Origin of the sequence: Streptomyces sp. NPDC090108 (genome assembly GCF_044747185.1) — a bacterium.
Lineage (GTDB): Bacteria > Actinomycetota > Actinomycetes > Streptomycetales > Streptomycetaceae > Streptomyces.
Genome location: NZ_JBIVDQ010000001.1, coordinates 994,904 through 1,013,430 on the forward strand (window position 1 = coordinate 994,904; position 18,527 = coordinate 1,013,430).

20 protein-coding genes are annotated in these 18,527 nt (G+C 70.2%); 3 read left to right on the top strand and 17 right to left on the bottom strand.

Going from position 1 to position 18,527, the window contains the following annotated elements:
• Positions 1–9: 9 nt before the first annotated feature.
• From ACIPRD_RS04325 to glmS, 3 genes are all read right to left on the bottom strand, one after another.
• Complete coding sequence (locus ACIPRD_RS04325) at positions 10–1,446, bottom strand: NAD(P)H-hydrate dehydratase (RefSeq protein ID WP_401559743.1); 1,437 nt, start codon at positions 1,444–1,446, stop codon at positions 10–12.
• Positions 1,447–1,551: 105 nt separating this feature from the next.
• Entirely contained in the window at positions 1,552–1,923 is a 372-nt protein-coding gene (locus ACIPRD_RS04330; protein ID WP_401559745.1) for a holo-ACP synthase, read from the bottom strand.
• Between the two features lie 109 nt (positions 1,924–2,032).
• Positions 2,033–3,880: a glutamine--fructose-6-phosphate transaminase (isomerizing) gene (glmS, locus tag ACIPRD_RS04335; protein ID WP_401559748.1), complete on the bottom strand. Its 1,848-nt coding sequence runs from the start codon at positions 3,878–3,880 to the stop codon at positions 2,033–2,035.
• 186 nt (positions 3,881–4,066) lie between these two features.
• On the opposite strand from glmS, the gene coaA reads away from it, so the two are divergent.
• Together coaA and ACIPRD_RS04345 are read left to right on the top strand one after the other, a co-directional pair.
• The gene (coaA, locus tag ACIPRD_RS04340) at positions 4,067–5,035 is read left to right on the top strand and encodes a type I pantothenate kinase (protein WP_356401221.1); all 969 of its coding nucleotides are present in this window, start codon (positions 4,067–4,069) and stop codon (positions 5,033–5,035) included.
• Positions 5,036–5,051: 16 nt separating this feature from the next.
• The gene (locus tag ACIPRD_RS04345) at positions 5,052–5,981 is read left to right on the top strand and encodes a DUF389 domain-containing protein (RefSeq protein ID WP_401559751.1); all 930 of its coding nucleotides are present in this window, start codon (positions 5,052–5,054) and stop codon (positions 5,979–5,981) included.
• Between the two features lie 114 nt (positions 5,982–6,095).
• Here ACIPRD_RS04345 and glmM read toward each other — a convergent pair whose 3' ends face one another.
• From glmM to rplM, 3 genes are all read right to left on the bottom strand, one after another.
• Positions 6,096–7,454 (bottom strand): phosphoglucosamine mutase, encoded by a 1,359-nt coding sequence (glmM, locus tag ACIPRD_RS04350; RefSeq protein WP_356400874.1) that lies wholly within the window; start codon positions 7,452–7,454, stop codon positions 6,096–6,098.
• A 179-nt stretch (positions 7,455–7,633) separates the two neighbouring features.
• Positions 7,634–8,158: a 30S ribosomal protein S9 gene (gene rpsI, locus ACIPRD_RS04355; RefSeq protein ID WP_356400876.1), complete on the bottom strand. Its 525-nt coding sequence runs from the start codon at positions 8,156–8,158 to the stop codon at positions 7,634–7,636.
• A 42-nt stretch (positions 8,159–8,200) separates the two neighbouring features.
• Positions 8,201–8,644 (bottom strand): 50S ribosomal protein L13, encoded by a 444-nt coding sequence (gene rplM / locus ACIPRD_RS04360; protein ID WP_330459316.1) that lies wholly within the window; start codon positions 8,642–8,644, stop codon positions 8,201–8,203.
• Positions 8,645–8,932: 288 nt separating this feature from the next.
• Here rplM and ACIPRD_RS04365 point away from each other — a divergent pair, with 288 nt between their 5' ends.
• Complete coding sequence (locus tag ACIPRD_RS04365; RefSeq protein ID WP_356400878.1) at positions 8,933–9,796, top strand: hypothetical protein; 864 nt, start codon at positions 8,933–8,935, stop codon at positions 9,794–9,796.
• 38 nt (positions 9,797–9,834) lie between these two features.
• Here the strand turns inward: ACIPRD_RS04365 and ACIPRD_RS04370 are convergent, their stop codons facing one another.
• From ACIPRD_RS04370 to secY, 11 genes are all read right to left on the bottom strand, one after another.
• Complete coding sequence (locus ACIPRD_RS04370; RefSeq protein ID WP_356400880.1) at positions 9,835–10,578, bottom strand: polyprenol monophosphomannose synthase; 744 nt, start codon at positions 10,576–10,578, stop codon at positions 9,835–9,837.
• A gap of 468 nt (positions 10,579–11,046) precedes the next feature.
• On the bottom strand, positions 11,047–11,913 hold the full coding sequence (gene truA / locus ACIPRD_RS04375) for a tRNA pseudouridine(38-40) synthase TruA (protein WP_356400882.1): 867 nt from the start codon (positions 11,911–11,913) through the stop codon (positions 11,047–11,049).
• A gap of 106 nt (positions 11,914–12,019) precedes the next feature.
• Entirely contained in the window at positions 12,020–12,466 is a 447-nt protein-coding gene (gene rplQ / locus ACIPRD_RS04380) for a 50S ribosomal protein L17 (protein ID WP_356400884.1), read from the bottom strand.
• Between the two features lie 167 nt (positions 12,467–12,633).
• Entirely contained in the window at positions 12,634–13,656 is a 1,023-nt protein-coding gene (locus ACIPRD_RS04385; RefSeq protein ID WP_003966937.1) for a DNA-directed RNA polymerase subunit alpha, read from the bottom strand.
• Between the two features lie 125 nt (positions 13,657–13,781).
• Positions 13,782–14,186: a 30S ribosomal protein S11 gene (gene rpsK / locus ACIPRD_RS04390; RefSeq protein ID WP_003956432.1), complete on the bottom strand. Its 405-nt coding sequence runs from the start codon at positions 14,184–14,186 to the stop codon at positions 13,782–13,784.
• A gap of 66 nt (positions 14,187–14,252) precedes the next feature.
• Positions 14,253–14,633, bottom strand: a complete 381-nt coding sequence (gene rpsM, locus ACIPRD_RS04395; protein WP_356400886.1) for a 30S ribosomal protein S13 — start codon at positions 14,631–14,633, stop codon at positions 14,253–14,255.
• Between the two features lie 186 nt (positions 14,634–14,819).
• Positions 14,820–14,933 (bottom strand): 50S ribosomal protein L36, encoded by a 114-nt coding sequence (gene rpmJ / locus ACIPRD_RS04400; protein ID WP_003998809.1) that lies wholly within the window; start codon positions 14,931–14,933, stop codon positions 14,820–14,822.
• Between the two features lie 57 nt (positions 14,934–14,990).
• Positions 14,991–15,212, bottom strand: coding sequence for a translation initiation factor IF-1 (infA, locus tag ACIPRD_RS04405; protein WP_004927214.1), 222 nt, complete (start codon positions 15,210–15,212; stop codon positions 14,991–14,993).
• A 298-nt stretch (positions 15,213–15,510) separates the two neighbouring features.
• Complete coding sequence (map, locus tag ACIPRD_RS04410; protein ID WP_356401223.1) at positions 15,511–16,347, bottom strand: type I methionyl aminopeptidase; 837 nt, start codon at positions 16,345–16,347, stop codon at positions 15,511–15,513.
• 128 nt (positions 16,348–16,475) lie between these two features.
• Positions 16,476–17,141, bottom strand: a complete 666-nt coding sequence (locus ACIPRD_RS04415; protein ID WP_356400888.1) for an adenylate kinase — start codon at positions 17,139–17,141, stop codon at positions 16,476–16,478.
• Positions 17,141–18,454, bottom strand: a complete 1,314-nt coding sequence (gene secY / locus ACIPRD_RS04420; RefSeq protein WP_356400890.1) for a preprotein translocase subunit SecY — start codon at positions 18,452–18,454, stop codon at positions 17,141–17,143. Before secY ends, ACIPRD_RS04415 begins: the two co-directional genes overlap by 1 nt.
• Positions 18,455–18,527 lie beyond the last annotated feature (73 nt).

Genomic DNA, 18,527 nt, shown 5'->3' on the forward strand with positions numbered 1-18,527 from the left:
GGGCCGGGCTCAGTCCCGTGTCACGTCCCGCCAGGCGGCGGGGACGTGTTCGGCGACGTCCAGGGACGTGGTCGGTGCCCCGTCCGCCGCGAACCGCCCGGCGAGGCCGTGCAGATAGGCCGCGACGCTCCCCGCGTCCAGCGCGGAGAGGCCCGACGCCAGCAGCGAGCCCGCGAGCCCCGACAGCACGTCCCCGCTGCCCGCCGTGGCCAGCCAGCCGGTCCCCGTGGGGTTCACCCGGACCGGGCCGCCCCCGGGACCTGCCACCAGCGTGGTCGACCCCTTCAGCAGCACGGTCGCCCGGTACACGGCCGCCAGTTCCCGTACGGCGGCCAGCCGTCCCGCCTCGACCTCCTCGCGGGACACCCCGAGCAGGGCGGCGGCCTCCCCCGCGTGCGGGGTCATCAGCGTCGGCGCCCCGCGCCCGCGCACCGCGTCCCGCTCCGCCAGCCGCAGCCCGTCGGCGTCCAGCAGCACCGGCACGTCGCAGCGCAGCACCTGAGACACGCTCAGCGCGTCGTCCCCGGCGCCGGGACCCGCCACCCACGCCTGCACCCGCCCCGCCCCGGCCGGCCCCTGGTCGGAGACGAGCGCCTCCGGGAACCGGGCGATGACCGCGTCACCGGCGGGTCCGACGTACCGTACGGCCCCCGCGCCGCCGCGCAGCGCCCCGGCGACGGCGAGGACGGCCGCGCCGGGATAGCGCGCGGACCCGGCAGCGACGCCCACGACGCCCCGCCGGTACTTGTCGCTCTCGGCGGCCGGCACCGGCAGCAGCCGTGCCACGTCGGCGTGCTGAAGGGCCTCCACCTCGGGCTCCGGCGGCGGCAGTTCGAGTCCGATCCCGATGAGCCTGACGACTCCGGCGTACTCCCGCCCGGGGTCGATGAGCAGCCCCGGCTTGTACGCCCCGAAGGTGACCGTGAGGTCGGCGCGGACCGCCGCTCCCCGCACCTCGCCGGTGTCCGCGTCGACACCGCTGGGCAGGTCCACGGCGACCACACCGGCCCGGGACCCCGCGAGGACGCCGGCCAGCGGTGCCGCCTCCGGCCGCAGCCCGCCCTTGCCGCCGATCCCGGTGATGCCGTCGACGACGAGGTCGGCCCGCTCGATCAGCTCCTCAGCGGCCCCGAGGTCCACGACGGCGCCGCCCGCGCCGCGCAGTGCGGCCAGGCCGCCGGCGTGCGCGCGTCCGGGCGTGAGCAGGACGGCCGTGACCCCGGCCCCCCGCCGCACCAGCCGGGCCCCCGCGTACAGCGCGTCCCCGCCGTTGTCGCCGCTGCCCACGAGCAGCACCACCCGGCTGCCGTACACCCGTCCGAGGAACTCGGCGCAGGCGGCGGCCAGTCCGGCGGCGGCCCGCTGCATGAGCGCCCCCTCCGGAAGCCGGGCCATCAGCGCCCGCTCGGCCGCCCTGATCGTCTCCACGCTGTACGCAGTACGCATGGCACCGAGTCTCCCCCGGAACCCCGGGGAACCGCACGGCCGCCTCGCTCACCCGGCGGCACCCCGCGCCCCGTCCGGCCCACGCCCGGTTCGTGCCGGGTCCGCTCAGCTCTCCGCGACGACCACGGCCGAGGCGACGCCCGCGTCGTGACTGAGCGACACATGCCAGGACCGCACGCCGAGTTCCTCCGCGCGCGCGGCGACCGTGCCCTTCACCCGCAGCCGCGGCTGCCCGCTGTCCTCGACGTACACCTCGGCGTCGACCCACAGCAGCCCCGGGGGCGCCCCCAGCGCCTTGGCCAGCGCCTCCTTCGCGGCGAACCGCGCCGCGAGCGAGGCGATGCCCCGCCGCTCCCCGCTCGGCAGCAGCAACTCCCGCTCCACGAAGAGCCGTCCGGCCAGCCCGGGCGTACGCTCCAGCGCCGCTTCGAACCGGTCGATCTCGGCCACGTCGATCCCGACGCCGATGATGCTCATGCCGGGCAGCCTACGGCGACACGGCGGGCACACGGCGTTCCGCCCGCTCCTGCGCCCGCCCGTGTGCCCGGGGACGCGCCCGCGGCGCGGGCGCGCCCCGCCGCCCCTCCTACTCCACCGTCACCGACTTCGCCAGGTTGCGCGGCTGGTCCACCTCGTTGCCCCGGGCGGTGGCCAGCTCGCACGCGAACACCTGGAGCGGCACCGTGGCCACCATCGGCTGGAGCAGCACCGGCGTCGCCGGGATACGGATCAGATGGTCCGCGTACGGCACGACCGCCTCGTCGCCCTCCTCCGCGATGACGATGGTCCGCGCCCCCCGGGCCCGGATCTCCTGGATGTTGGACACGATCTTGTCGTGCAGGACGGACCGGCCGCGCGGCGAGGGCACGACCACGACCACCGGCATGTCCTCCTCGATCAGGGCGATCGGCCCGTGCTTCAGCTCGCCCGCCGCGAATCCCTCGGCGTGCATGTAGGCGAGCTCCTTGAGCTTGAGCGCGCCCTCCAGCGCCACCGGGTAGCCCACGTGCCGGCCGAGGAACAGCACCGTCTTCTTGTCCGCCAGGGAGCGCGCGAGGGCCCGTACCGGCTCCATGGTGTCCAGGACGCGTTCGACCGCGCCGGAGATCCGGGACAGGTCGCGGATGACGGCGCGGATCTCGTCGCCCCACTTGGTGCCGCGCACCTGCCCCAGGTACAGGGCGACCAGGTAGCAGGCGACCAGCTGGGTCAGGAAGGCCTTGGTGGAGGCGACCGCGACCTCGGGGCCGGCGTGCGTGTACAGCACCGCGTCCGACTCGCGCGGGATCGTCGAGCCGTTGGTGTTGCAGATGGCCAGCACCTTGGAGCCCTGCTCACGGGCGTGCCGCAGCGCCATCAGGGTGTCCATGGTCTCGCCCGACTGGGAGATGGCGATGATCAGGGACCGCGCGTCCAGGATGGGGTCCCGGTAGCGGAACTCGCTGGCCAGCTCCACCTCGCACGGGATCCGCGTCCAGTGCTCGATGGCGTACTTGGCGATCATCCCGGCGTGGAAGGCCGTACCGCAGGCGACGATGACGACCTTGTCGATCTCGCGCAGCTCGGAGGCGCCGATGCGGACCTCGTCCAGGGTCAGCGAGCCGGACGGGTCGATACGCCCGAGCAGGGTGTCGGCGACCGCCCTGGGCTGCTCGGCGATCTCCTTCAGCATGAAGTAGTCGTAGCCGCCCTTCTCGGCGGCCGACGCGTCCCAGTCCACGTGGTACGGGCGGACGTCCGCCGGGGTGCCGTCGAAGCCGGTCACCGTGACGCCGTCGCGGCGCAGCTCCACCACCTGGTCCTGGCCCAGCTCGACGGCGGAGCGGGTGTGCGCGATGAACGCGGCGACGTCGGAGGCCAGGAACGCCTCGCCCTCCCCGAGACCCACCACCAGCGGCGAGTTGCGGCGCGCGCCGACGACCACGTCCGGTTCGTCCGCGTGCACCGCGACCAGCGTGAACGCGCCCTCCAGGCGCCGGCACACCAGCCGCATCGCCTCCGCGAGGTCGGCGGTCGCGGAGAACTCCTCGGCCAGCAGATGCGCCACGACCTCGGTGTCGGTCTCGGAGGACAGCACATGCCCGCGCTCGGACAGCTCGGCGCGCAGCACCGCGAAGTTCTCGATGATGCCGTTGTGCACGACGGCCACCCGGCCCGCATTGTCCAGATGCGGGTGGGCGTTGCCGTCCGTGGGGCCGCCGTGCGTGGCCCAGCGGGTGTGCCCGATGCCCGTCGTACCGGCCGGCAGGGGCCGCTCGACCAGCTCCTTCTCCAGATTGACCAGTTTCCCGGCCTTCTTCGCCGCGGCCAGCCCGCCGTCCGCCGGCACGGCGACACCCGCCGAGTCGTAGCCCCGGTACTCCAGCCGCTTCAGTCCGGCCATCACGACATCGAGCGCCGACTGCGCTCCCACGTATCCCACGATTCCGCACATGTGCCGCAGCCTACGATCACAACGCCCGCCGAAAGAGCCGCCGCGTGCCCGATTTCGGAAATTCCCACGGGGATACGCGGGGCTCCGGGACGTTGTGGAGCCGGCGGACCGGAGCGTGACACACCCCACCCCACCGCCCCGTTCAAACTCCGTTAACAATGGACTGTGATCTCACCGGTCTCCTCGATGCCCCGGAGCGCCCACCGGCACAAGCCGGAGGCGACTCCCTACGTCGACCTCACCCGCGCCGAGTGGAGCGCCCTGCGCGACAAGACGCCGCTGCCGCTGACCGCCGAGGAGGTGGAGAAGCTGCGCGGGCTCGGCGACGTCATCGACCTCGACGAGGTGCGGGACATCTACCTCCCGCTCTCCCGCCTGCTCAACCTCTACGTCGGCGCCACCGACGGACTGCGCGGCGCGCTCAACACCTTCCTCGGCGAGAAGGGCTCCCAGTCGGGCACGCCGTTCGTCATAGGGGTGGCGGGGTCGGTCGCCGTCGGCAAGTCCACCGTCGCCCGTCTCCTCCAGGCACTGCTGTCCCGCTGGCCCGAGCACCCGCGCGTCGAGCTGGTGACGACGGACGGCTTCCTGCTGCCGACCCGCGAGCTGGAGGCCCGCGGCCTGATGTCGCGCAAGGGCTTCCCGGAGTCGTACGACCGCCGGGCCCTGACCCGCTTCGTCGCCGACATCAAGGCCGGCAAGGACGAGGTGACGGCCCCCGTCTACTCCCACCTGATCTACGACATCGTGCCCGGCGAGAAGCTCACCGTGCGCCGCCCGGACATCCTGATCGTCGAGGGCCTCAACGTCCTCCAGCCCGCGCTGCCCGGCAAGGACGGCCGCACCCGGGTCGGTCTCGCCGACTTCTTCGACTTCAGCGTGTACGTCGACGCGAGCGCCGAGGACATCGAGCGCTGGTACCTCAGCCGCTTCCGCAAGCTGCGCCGGACCGCCTTCCAGAAGCAGGACTCGTACTTCCGCAAGTACACCCAGGTCTCCGAGGAGGAGGCCCTCGACTACGCCCGCACCCTGTGGCGCACGATCAACAAGCCCAACCTCACCGAGAACATCGCCCCCACCCGGGGCCGCGCCACCCTCATCCTGCGCAAGGGCCAGGACCACAAGGTCCAGCGCCTGCGCCTGCGCAAGCTGTGACCACTACGCTGCCGGGATGCTGCATCTGCGTCTGATCACCCCGGCCGGTCTGACTGACACCGTGGTCCGGCTCCTGGAGGGGACCACCGGCACCACCCACCTCGTGGTGCTGCCCGGTGCCGCGCGCAGCCCGGCCGGCGATCTCGTGCTGTGCGACGTCGCCCGGGAGGCGGGGGACCAGCTCCTGGCCGAGCTGCGCGGCCTGGGACTGGACGAGACCGGCTCGATCGCCGTCGAGAACATCGACCTGTCGCTGTCCCGGCACGCCGACGAGGCGGAGGAGGCGGCACCGGGCGAGGGTGCGGACGCGGTGCTGTGGGAGCACCTGACCGACGTGACGCACGAGGAGTCGACGCTGTCGGTCACCTACGTCGCGTTCCTCACCATCGCCACGATGATCGCGGCCTGCGGTGTGGTGCTCGACAACGCGATCCTGATCGTGGGCGCGATGGCGGTGGGCCCGGAGTTCGGGCCGCTGGCCGGTCTGTGCACGGCGCTCGTCCAGCGCGCCCCGCGGCTCGCGCTGCGCTCGCTGACCGCGCTGCTCGCGGGGTTCGCGGCGGCCATGCTCCTGACGGCCGCCTTCAGCTGGGGCATGGACGCGGCCGGCCTGTTCACCAGGGCCCAGCTGGAGGCGGGCCGGCCCAACACCAACTTCATCTACCGGCCGGACCCCTTCTCCCTGGTCGTCGCGGCCCTGGCGGGCGTCGCCGGCATACTCTCGCTGACCTCGGCGAAGTCGAGCACCCTGGTCGGCGTGGCGATCTCGGTCACGACCGTCCCGGCGGCGGCCAACGCGGCGGTGGCCTTCACCTACAGCGAGTACGGGCAGGCCTGGGGATCCACCGAGCAGCTCCTGCTGAACCTGCTCGGCATCGTGCTCGCCGGCACGCTCACCCTGCTCGCGCAGAAGTTCTTCTGGAGGCGGCAGCAGCGCGTGACCTGAGGCGACGCGCCCGGCACGGACAGGCGCAGGGAACAGGAAGAGGCGGGGACGTGTCCGCACGTCCCCGCCTCTCGCCGTACGACGGCAGGCGTCTCCGCCGCCGCCCGCCGGGAACTAGCCCAGCGCCGACTTCACCGCGTCGGCCAGGCGGCCGGCCACCGACCGGGCCTGGTCGATGTCGGCGGCCTCGACCATGACCCGCACCAGCGGCTCGGTGCCGGACGGGCGCAGCAGCACCCGGCCCGTGGAGCCCAGCTCCCGCTCGGCCTCGGTGACGGCGGCGGCCAGGTCCGCGGACGTCCTCACCCGGGACTTGTCCACGTCCGGCACGTTGATCAGGATCTGCGGCAGCCGCTCCATCACGGAGGCCAGCTCCCGCAGCGACCGCCCGGTCTCCGCGACACGGGCCGCGAGCAGCAGACCGGTCAGCGTGCCGTCGCCGGTGGTGGCGTGGTCGAGGACGATGACATGCCCGGACTGCTCGCCGCCGAGGGCGTAGCCGTGGCTCTTCATCTCCTCCAGCACGTAGCGGTCGCCGACAGCCGCCTGGACGAGACGGATCCCGGCCCGCTCCATGGCCAGCTTGAAGCCCAGGTTGGACATGACCGTGGCCACGACGGTCTCGGAACGCAGCTCGGAGCGCTCGCGCATCGCCAGCGCGAGCACGGCGAGGATCTGGTCGCCGTCGACCTCCTCGCCGGTGTGGTCCACGGCCAGGCAGCGGTCGGCGTCACCGTCGTGCGCGATGCCGAAGTCCGCGCCGTGCTCCAGCACGGCGGCCTTCAGCGGGCCGAGGTGGGTGGAGCCGCAGCCGTCGTTGATGTTGAGGCCGTCCGGCTCGGCGCCGATCGTGACGATCTCCGCGCCGGCCCGCGCGAACGCCTCCGGAGAGACCGCGGCGGCCGCGCCGTGCGCCTCGTCCAGGACGATCTTCAGCCCGTCGAGCCGGTTCGGCAGCACGGACAGCAGGTGGGCGACGTAGGTCTCGGAGCCCTCGTCGTACGAGCGGATCCGCCCGACGCCGGCACCGGTGGGGCGCTCCCAGGGCTCACCGTGGCGGTGGGAGTCGTAGACCGCCTCGATCCTGTCCTCCAGCTCGTCGGCGAGCTTGTGCCCGCCGCGGGCGAAGAACTTGACGCCGTTGTCCGGCATGGCGTTGTGGCTGGCGGAGAGCATCACGCCGAGGTCGGCGCCGAGCACGCCGGTCAGGTGTGCCACGGCCGGCGTCGGCAGCACGCCGACGCGCAGGACGTCCACGCCCGCGCTGGCGAGGCCCGCGACGACGGCCGCCTCCAGGAACTCCCCCGAGGCGCGCGGGTCCCGTCCGACCACGGCCTTCGGCCGGTGGCCCTCGAACGTGCCCGCCTCGGCCAGCACGTGAGCCGCCGCGACGGACAGGCCGAGCGCCATCTCGGCCGTCAGGTCCGCGTTGGCGACGCCACGCACGCCGTCGGTGCCGAAGAGTCGTCCCACTAGTCCTCCTGAGGAAGCGTCTTTGCTGCCGGTAATGCTGCCAGACGCCACGACATTCGATCACACAAGCCTTTGAGCGTCTTGTGTCGTTATACGCCCCTGGCCGGGATAAACGAACGCCCCGGCGGCACACAGGGCGTGCCGCCGGGGCGTTCGGAGTACGAGCTCGCAGCTGGTGTTTAGCGCTTGCTGTACTGCGGGGCCTTGCGGGCCTTCTTCAGACCGGCCTTCTTGCGCTCGACCGCACGGTCGTCGCGCTTGAGGAAGCCGGCCTTCTTCAGGGCGCCACGGTTGTTGTCGACGTCGGCCTCGTTCAGCGCACGGGCGACACCGAGACGGAGCGCACCGGCCTGACCGGAGACACCGCCACCCGCGATGCGGGCGATGACGTCGTAGCGACCCTCGAGCTCGAGCACCTTGAAGGGCTCGTTGACTTCCTGCTGGTGCACCTTGTTCGGGAAGTAGTCCTCGAGGGTGCGACCGTTGATCTTCCACTTGCCGGTGCCCGGAACGATCCGGACGCGGGCGATGGCGTTCTTGCGACGGCCCAGGCCGGCGGCCGGCTGGGGCTCACCGAAGCGCGAGGCGAGGGACTCGGAGGTGTAGTCACCCTCCACGACGACCTCGGACTCGGTGGTGTAGCTGTCGATGTCGATGTTCTCGACGTTCTCGTCGAGCGGCTGCTCGGCAGTGGTCTCGGCCACGATGCTCCTCAGATTCTCTTCAGTCTTAGGGGGTGGCCGGAACTACTGCGCGACCTGGGTGATCTCGAACGGCACCGGCTGCTGGGCAGCGTGGGGGTGCTGGTCGCCCGAGTAGACCTTCAGCTTGGAGAGCATCTGACGGCCCAGGGTGTTCTTGGGGAGCATGCCCTTGATGGCCTTCTCGACGGCCTTCTCGGGGTTCTTGTCCATCAGCTCGTCGTAGCGGACGGAGCGCAGACCACCCGGGTAACCGGAGTGGCGGTACGCCATCTTCTGGGTCCGCTTGTTGCCGGACAGGTGCACCTTGTCAGCGTTGACGATGATGACGAAGTCACCGGTGTCGACGTGAGGAGCATAGATCGGCTTGTGCTTGCCCCGGAGGAGGGACGCGGCGGTGGTGGCGAGACGACCCAGGACAACGTCCTGAGCGTCGATGACGTGCCACTGGCGCGTCACATCGCCGGGCTTGGGGCTGTACGTACGCACGGTTCGTAGCCTTCGCTTCGAGTGAATGGTCCTGAACAGGTCACCGAAACGATCACGACAGCCTTGACCGCACCACGGTGACGCATACCGCGTGCTGATCGCTGGTCATCGGCCTCGGTGGACCGGTGTAAGGGCCCGTCCCGTGAGAATGAGCAAGCCAATACACAACGAAGAAGCAGGTTACCTGCCCGCCCCCGGACGGGTCAAAACGAGGCATGCCGACGGACAAAGGCGGCATGCCGCCTGACGCGGTCATGCACCTGCGGAACCACGTCTAAGATGCGCCCCATGACTTACGGGCAGGGGGGACCCCAGTCGCAATGGGATCCCTGGAAACCTAATACCCAGCACGGCGCCGGCGATGACCAGAGCCCCGACTGGGCCGCGCTGGCCGAGGCCTCCGAGACGCGCAAGAAGCGGCGCAAGGTGCTGCTCGTCGTCGCCGGCATCGTCGCCGTCGGCGCGATCGGCACCGCCGTGGCCAAGGGTGTGGTGTCCGCCGACGGCAACGGCCCCGTGGCGGGCCCGAGCGACCTGCCCGCCACCGCCTCCCTGCCGGGCGGCACGGGAGCACCGTCCTTCGCCCCCACCAGCGCGCCTCCGCCGCTGGACCCGAAGGACTTCATATCCAGTGCCAAGAAGGACACCGCTCCGCTGAGCCCCGAGACGCTGTTCCCGGGCACCCAGCTGACCGTGGGCGACACGGTGTACAAGAAGGGCGCCACCGCGGACGCGGCGAACTGCGCGACCGGCGCCGCGGGCAGCCTGGCCAAGGTCCTCACGGGCAACGGCTGCACCCGCCTGATGCGGGTGAGCTACGTGAAGGACGGCGTGGCCGTCACGGTCGGCGTCGGCGTCTTCGACACCGAGGCCGAGGCGACCAAGGCCAAGGGCCAGGCCGACAAGAAGAGCATCGTGCAGGCGCTGCCCGGCAAGGGCGTCAAGGGCTTCTGCGACTCCGCGATCTGCCGCTCCACGACGAACACCTACGGCCGCTACGCCTACTTCACCATCGCCGGCTTCACCAACGGCAAGGACGTCACCACCAAGGACACCGCGGTGTTCAAGGCCGGCGACGACCTGGCGGAATTCGCGTTCCGCCAGATCAGGCGCCGCGGCGAGGCCCAGGCCTCGGCCGCCGCGAGCCGCTGAGGGGCTGATCCGGGAGGCTGCTCCCGGACACCCGGTGCCTACCGGCTGCGCAGACGCAGCCGGATCGGCAGCACCGCCGACTCCAGCTGGGTGCGCAGGGTCATCTTCGACACACCCTCGGTCCGCTCGGCGAACCGGATGGGGACCTCCACGGCGGTGTGCCCGGAGCGCACGGCCTTGTACTTCAGCTCCACCTGGAAGCTGTAACCGGCGCTGTCGAGAGTGGCGAGGTTCACGTCCCGCAGCGTCGCCGCCGACCAGAGGTTGAAGCCGGCCGTGATGTCGTTGATCTCGGTGCCGAGGATGAACCGCGCGTAGCGGTTGGCGAAGCGGGACAGCAGCACGCGATGGGCGCCCCAGTCCTCGTCCAGCGAACCGCCCTTGACGTAACGGCTGCCCACGACCAGCCCGGCGCCGGAACTCACGGCCGCCTCCAGCATCCGCGGCACGGCCTCGACGGGGTGGCTGCCGTCGGCGTCCATCTGGACGACGTAGGCGGCGCCCTCCTCCAGCGCGGCGGTCATGCCGGCGGTGTAGGCCCGGCCGAGCCCGTCCTTCTCCGTGCGGTGCAGGACGCTCATCCGCCGTCGGCCGTCGGCGTTGAACTTCTCGGCCAGCTCCTCGGCGATCCGTCCGGTGCCGTCCGGGCTGGAGTCGTCGACGATCTTCAGATGCAGCGCGTCCAGCGGCAGCGCGAGCACCGCCTCCGCCATGCGCGGCAGGTTGGCCGCCTCGTTGTACGTCGGCATCACCACGGTGACGGGTATGTCCGCACAGGTCATGATCACTTCTCCCCTCGGGGCCCCGGCCCGGCCGGCGCCCGCAACTGCCGGCCCGCCGCGGCCCGGCGGTCCGCGTCGGACGCGGGCGAGTCGCGGATGCCGTCGGAGTCGGGCTCGAAGGCCGCGCCGAGCGCGGTGACGGACGTCCGAAAGGACGGCCCCCCGCACAGCTCGTGGGCCACGGACCGACCGGTCCGGAACACCCCACCCACGGCCATGAGTGAAACATGTGGCCGAATGGTGAAAGGCTATCCGAGAGGTAAGCGGGCCGTAAGCGGCGGCTGAGCAGCCATGGCCGTTAAGCCCGGAAATGCGCTCAATCTCCGGACGACGGAGCCGCGAGCCGGGCCGTGAGCCGGGCTGCGCGCGGACCCGTGAGCCGGACTGCGAGCGGATGCGTGAGCCGGACTGCGAGTGGGGCTGTGAGCCGGGCCGCGATGGGGGCCGGCAGAAGGACCGTGGGCAGGGCTAGCAGCCCTGGCACCCCGCGGCCCCCGGCAGCGACCGCTTGTTGCGCGCCTCCTTGCTGCGCGCCGCGAGCAGCTCGTCGGCGGGGTAGCCGACCTCCTCCAGGGTCAGCCCGTGCGGCCGTACGACGTGCACCGCGGAGTCCCGGACCCCGGCGGCCAGCACCTGGCCCGGCCACTTCGGGTCCCGGTGGCCGTCCCCCACGAACAGCAGCGCGCCGATCAGCGACCGCACCATGTTGTGGCAGAAGGCGTCCGCGCGGACCGTCGCCGTGACGATCCCGTCCTCGCCCCGCACCAGGCTCAGCTCCTGGAGCGTGCGGATGGTGGTCGCGCCCTCGCGCTTCTTGCAGTACGCGGCGAAGTCGTGCTCGCCCAGCAGTGCCCGCGCGGCCTCGTTCATCGCGTCCACGTCGAGCGGCCAGTCGTGCCACAGCACATGGTTGCGGAGCAGCGGGTCGACCCCGCCGGGGTTGTCGGTGACGCGGTAGGCGTAGCGCCGCCAGACCGCGGAGAAGCGGGCGTTGAAGCCGGACGGCGCCTCGGTCAGGCTCCAGACACGCACGTCCTTGGGGAGCCGCCCGGCGAGCCGCTTGAGCAGCTTCTCCTGGTGCTCGGCCCACAGCTCCGCGGGCAGGTCGACGTGCGCGACCTGGCCGCGCGCGTGCACCCCGGCGTCCGTCCGGCCGGCCACGGTCAGCTCGTACGTCGTCCCGCCCGAGCGGGTCACCGTGCGCAGGGCGTCCTCGATCTCGCCCTGCACGGTCCGCCTGCCGCCGGCCTGCTTGGCCCACCCGTGGAAGTCGGTGCCGTCGTAGGACAGGTCGAGGCGGACACGGACGTAACCGGGCTGTGCTTCGTCACTCACAGACAGATCCTCTCAGGGCGGTGCCCTCCGGAAGAACGCGAAAGCGGGCCCGCCCCGGAGGGCGGACCCGCTTCACTGAGACAGAGCCTCAGGCGTCGCAGACGCCTTACTCGGCAGCGGCCTCGGCGGTCTCGGTCTCCTTGACCGCGCGCTTGGTCGCGGCCTCGGCCTCACCGGTCGCCTGCTGGGCGACCGTCAGGGCCTCGACCAGCTCGATGACAGCCATGGGCGCGTTGTCGCCACGACGGTTACCGATCTTGGTGATGCGGGTGTAACCACCGGGGCGGTTCTCGTACCGCGGGCCGATCTCGGTGAAGAGCGTGTGGACGATGCCCTTGTCCGTGATGACCTGGAGCACCTGACGGCGGTTGTGAAGGTCACCCTTCTTCGCCTTGGTGATCAGACGCTCGGCGTACGGGCGAAGGCGACGGGCCTTGGCCTCGGTGGTGGTGATGCGGCCGTGCTCGAAGAGCGCCTTCGCGAGGTTCGCGAGGAGCAGCTTCTCGTGCGCGGCGCCGCCGCCCAGACGGGCACCCTTGGCGGGCTTCGGCATGGTGTTTCTCCTAGGTGTCTGCCCCGGCCGTGTCAGGTACCGGAGTCAGTATCCGAGCGGGCGGTCGCCCGTCGGAGATCCGGGCGCCCTTTCGGGCACCCGGAGTGTCCGCGCCCCAGAGGGGCGCGGGGAACTGCGCGACCGGCCACGGCGGACCGGCAGCCGAATCAGTACTGCTCGGTCTCCACGAAACCGGCGTCAGCGTCGTCATCGGCACCGAACGCGTCGGCAGCGGCGGTCGGGTCGAATCCGGGCGGGCTGTCCTTGAGGGCCAGGCCCATGCCGGCCAGCTTCGCCTTGACCTCGTCGATGGACTTCGCACCGAAGTTGCGGATGTCCAGCAGGTCGGCCTCGGAACGCGCGACGAGCTCACCCACGGAGTGGATGCCCTCACGCTTGAGGCAGTTGTAGGAGCGGACCGTGAGCTCCAGCTCCTCGATCGGCAGCGCGAGGTCGGCGGCCAGGGCGGCGTCCGTGGGGGACGGGCCCATGTCGATGCCCTCGGCGTCGATGTTCAGCTCGCGGGCGAGACCGAACAGCTCGACCAGGGTCTTGCCGGCGGACGCCATGGCGTCGCGCGGGCGCATGGCCTGCTTCGTCTCGACGTCGACGATCAGCTTGTCGAAGTCGGTGCGCTGCTCGACACGCGTGGCCTCGACCTTGTACGTGACCTTCAGCACGGGGCTGTAGATGGAGTCGACCGGGATACGGCCGATCTCCTGGCCCACCTGCTTGTTCTGCACGGCGGAGACGTAGCCGCGACCGCGCTCGACGGTCAGCTCCATCTCCAGCTTGCCCTTGCCGTTCAGCGTGGCGAGGACCAGGTCGGGGTTGTGCACCTCGACACCGGCCGGGGGCGCGATGTCGGCGGCGGTGACCAGACCCGGACCCTGCTTGCGCAGGTACATCACGACCGGCTCGTCGTGCTCCGAGGAGACGACCAGCTGCTTGATGTTGAGGATGAGGTCGGTCACGTCCTCCTTGACGCCCGGCACGGTGGTGAACTCGTGCAGGACACCGTCGATGCGGATGCTGGTGACAGCAGCGCCGGGGATCGACGACAGGAGGGTACGGCGGAGGGAGTTGCCGAGGGTGTAGCCGAAGCCCGGCTCCAGCGGCTCGATCACGAACCGGGAGCGGAACTCGTCGACGACCTCTTCGGTCAGCGAGGGACGCTGAGCGATCAGCATGTTGAGATCCTTCAGTCAGGGGCGCCCACTATTTGACGCCCGACTTCTACTGCAAGGGTACGGGCGGCACAGCCCTCACGGAGCCGTACCGCCCGGAACCAGAACTCTGCAGAAGCAGCCGTGCGTCAGACGCGGCGGCGCTTCGGCGGGCGGCAGCCGTTGTGCGGGGTCGGGGTGACGTCCTGGATGGAGCCGACCTCGAGGCCCGTGGCCTGCAGGGAGCGGATCGCGGTCTCACGACCGGAGCCCGGGCCCTTGACGAACACGTCGACCTTGCGCATGCCGTGCTCCTGAGCGCGGCGGGCAGCCGACTCGGCGGCCATCTGCGCGGCGAACGGCGTGGACTTCCGGGAGCCCTTGAAGCCGACGTGGCCGGCGGAGGCCCAGGAGATCACGTTGCCGGACGGGTCCGTGATGGAGACGATCGTGTTGTTGAACGTGCTCTTGATGTGCGCGTGGCCGTGAGCGACGTTCTTCTTTTCCTTGCGGCGCACCTTCTTGGCAGCGCCCTGACGACCCTTGGGGGGCATCTACTTACTCCTACAGGGAGGTGGTCGGTCCTACAGCGAAGACCGCTGATAAGCGTCCGCTGAGGACTACTTCTTGCCCGGCTTCTTCTTGCCGGCGATGGCGCGACGCGGGCCCTTGCGGGTGCGGGCGTTGGTGCTGGTGCGCTGACCGCGGACGGGCAGACCACGACGGTGACGGAGACCCTGGTAGCAACCGATCTCGACCTTGCGGCGGATGTCGGCCTGGATCTCGCGACGGAGGTCACCCTCGGTCTTGATGTTGGCGTCCACGTACTCGCGGATCGCGACCAGCTGCTCTTCGGTCAGATCACGAACGCGGGTGTTCGGGTCGACGCCGGTCGCAGCCAGCGTCTCCTGCGAGAGGGTCCGGCCGATGCCGAACACGTAGGTGAGGGCGACCTCCACGCGCTTTTCGCGCGGGATGTCAACACCGGAAACGCGTGCCATTCAATGGCTCCTGGTGAATCTTCGGAGGTCTTCCGCAGAACCGGCTCCCGGTCGCCGTACAAGGTACGAACCGAGTCCCCGGCCTCCGAACCGGGGGTGTCGAGCTGGATGGCTCGGGTCCTGCGTATGAACATATTCAGCTTGCGTCGCGCGAATCTCTGCGGGTGCAGAGGGTTCGGTCGTGCGTCAGCCCTGGCGCTGCTTGTGGCGCGGGTTCTCGCAGATGACCATGACCCGACCGTGACGGCGGATCACCCTGCACTTGTCGCAGATCTTCTTGACGCTCGGCTTGACCTTCATTAGTGAGGTTCTCCGGGTCAGTGCCACCACCCCGCGAAGACGGGGCAAAGGCAAGATCTACTTGTACCGGTAGACGATCCGGCCACGCGTCAGGTCGTACGGAGACAGCTCCACCACGACCCGGTCGTCAGGGAGGATGCGGATGTAGTGCATACGCATCTTGCCGCTGATGTGTGCCAGAACCTGGTGGCCGTTCTGGAGCTCGACCCTGAACATGGCGTTCGGAAGAGACTCGACGACAGTGCCCTCGATCTCGATGGCACCTTGCTTCTTGGCCACGCTTCGCCCTTCGAATCGACTACCTTGATCGACTCCCATGCTTTTCCCTTACGGGCGCATGCGGACATGCGGGTGCACGAGAGCCGACGAGTCAGTCTACGTCAGCGCACCCGGAAAGACGAATCGAGAAAGTCTGCCCCATGGGGGCGATCCCTATGCACAGGGGTACGGAAGCGGCCGGAGCGGGGCCGCGCGGGCCCGGCCGGGAAAGCGGCCGGGCCCGCGGTCCTGACCTCATGGGTCGGACTCCGCAGGCCGGGCCGGTGATGTGGAGCGGGGGCCGGGTCCGGCCCGGGGGTCAGGCCAGCGGGTCCGGCGCGGCCGTCACGCCGTACTCGGCGAGCTTCGCCCTGCCGCCGTCGGGAGCCGTGAGGACCAGCGGGCCCTGCTCGGTGAGGGCGACGGAGTGCTCCCAGTGGGAGGACCAGGTGCCGTCGGTGGAGACGACCGTCCAGTCGTCCTCCAGGACCTCGGTGCGCGGGGTGCCGAGGGAGACCATGGGCTCGATCGCGAGGCAGAAGCCGGGGACCAGCTTGGGGCCCTTGCCGCGGCGGCGCTCCACGTAGTTCAGCAGGTGCGGGTCCATGTGCATCTCGGTGCCGATGCCGTGGCCGCCGTAGTCCTCGACGATGCCGTACTTGCCGCCGCCCGGCTTGGGCTGGCGGCGGATGTAGGTCTCGATGGCGCGCGAGATGTCGACCAGGCGGTTGCCGAGCTTCATGGCCGCGATGCCGGCCCACATCGACTCCTCGGTCACCCGGGAGAGCTCGACGAGCTCGGGGGCGTGGCCGGAGCCGACGAAGGCCGTGTAGGCCGCGTCGCCGTGCCAGCCGTCGACGACGGCGCCGCAGTCGATGGAGATGATGTCCCCGTTCTTGAGGACGACGTCGTCCGAGGGGATGCCGTGCACGACGACCTCGTTGACCGAGGTGCAGATCGTGGCGGGGAAGCCGCCGTAGCCGAGGAAGTTCGACTTGGCGCCGTGCTCGGCGAGCACCTTGCGGGCCACCTCGTCCAGGTCCTTGGTGCTGGCCCCGGGCACCGCGGCCTCCCGGGTGGCCGCGTGGATCGCGGCGACGACCAGCCCCGCCTCACGCATCTTGGCGATCTGCTCGGGGGTCTTGATCTGCACCATGGGGGGCCTGCGCTCTCCGTCACTCGTCACGTCGACTGGGTTACCTGCACAACACTACGGCCGCGGCGCCCTCGAAGTCCCCCGGAGGAAGTCCGGGGGGAGGGCACCGCGGCCGTGGTGACCGCGATCTACTTGCTCTCGGCGTTCTCGCCCTTGAGGGCGGCCAGCGCCCGCTGCGTGATCTCGTCCACCGGACCCAGGGAGGAGATCGTCACGACCAGGCCCTGCGCCTTGTAGTAGTCGATGATCGGCTCGGTCTGCGTGTGGTAGACCTCGAGCCGCGTGCGGACCGTCTCCTCGGAGTCGTCGTCACGCTGGTACAGCTCGCCGCCGCAGACGTCGCAGACGCCCGCCTGCTTGGCCGGGCTGTACGTCACGTGGAAGACGTGGGAGGAGTCGTTGCGGCAGATGCGCCGGCCGGCGATCCGCTTGACGACCTCGTCCTCCGGGACCTCCAGGTCCAGCACCGCGTCCAGCGTGATGCCCTCGTCCTGCAGCAGCGCGTCCAGGGCCTCGGCCTGCGAGACGTTGCGCGGGAAGCCGTCGAGCAGGAAGCCGTTCTCGGCGTCGCCCTGCTCCATGCGGTCCTTGGCCATGGCGATGGTGACCTCGTCGGGAACGAGGTTGCCGGCGTCCATGTAGGACTTCGCGAGCTTGCCGAGCTCCGTCTGCCGGCTGATGTTCGCGCGGAACAGGTCACCCGTGGAGATGTGCGGGATGGTCAGCTGCTCGGCGAGGCGGACGGCTTGCGTTCCCTTACCGGCACCAGGAGGACCGACGAGGACGATACGCATCAGCGGAGGAACCCTTCGTAATTGCGCTGCTGGAGCTGGCTCTCGATCTGCTTCACCGTCTCGAGACCCACACCCACGATGATCAGGATGCTGGTCCCGCCGAACGGGAAGTTGTTCGACGCGTTGAACCCGACCAACGCCATTGTCGGTACGAGAGCGATCAGACCCAGATACAGCGAACCCGGCCAGGTGATCCGGTTGAGTACGTAGCTCAGGTACTCAGCGGTCGGTCGGCCAGCCCGGATGCCCGGGATGAAGCCACCATACTTCTTCATGTTGTCGGCGACTTCCTCGGGGTTGAAGGAGATCGCCACGTAGAAGAACGCGAAGAACACGATGAGCAAGAAGTACAGCGTGATGTAGACCGGGTGGTCGCCCTTGGTCAGGTTCTGGGTGACCCAGGTCTTCCAGCCCGAGTTGCCGCCGGAGAACTGAGCCACCAGCGCCGGGATGTACAGCAGCGACGAGGCGAAGATGACCGGGATGACACCGGCCTGGTTCACCTTGAGCGGGATGTACGTGGACGTGCCGCCGTAGGAACGGCGCCCGATCATGCGCTTCGCGTACTGCACCGGGATACGGCGCTGGGCCTGCTCGACGAAGACGACGAGCGCGACCATCACCAGACCCACCAGGATCACGGTGCCGAACTCGATCCAGCCGCCGGCCAGGGTGCCCTGCTTCTTGATGGCCCACAGCGCGGACGGGAACGTCGCGGCGATCGAGATGAACATCAGGATCGACATGCCGTTGCCGATGCCGCGGTCGGTGATGAGCTCGCCGAGCCACATCACGACGCCGGTGCCGGCGGTCATGCAGATGACCATGGTGATCGTGGTGAAGATCGCCTGGTCCGGGACGATGCTCGTGGCGACCGAGCAGCCGCTGAAGAGCGCGCCGCTGCGGGCGGTGGCCACCAGGCCGGTGCCCTGCAGGATGGCGAGCGCCACGGTCAGGTAACGCGTGTACTGCGTGATCTTCGCCGTGCCGGCCTGGCCCTCCTTCTTGAGGGCTTCCAGGCGCGGGATGACCACGGTCAGCAGCTGAAGGATGATGCTGGCCGTGATGTACGGCATGATGCCGAGCGCGAAGATCGTGATCTGGAGCAGCGCGCCGCCGCTGAACATGTTGACGAGACCGAAGAGACCCTGATTACCGGACGCCTCGTTCACGCAGGTCTGGACGGCCTTGTAGTTGACGCCGGGGATCGGGACGTGGGTACCGACCCGGTAGACCACGATGATGCCCAGCGTGAAGAGCAGCTTCTTGCGCAGGTCGGGCGTCCTGAACGCCCGGGCGAACGCGGTGAGCACGGTGCCTCCTGCGACCCCCGCGTGTGCGCGCGTGAGGTAGACGAAAAGAGTTGATGGCCTGAGGGACGAGATT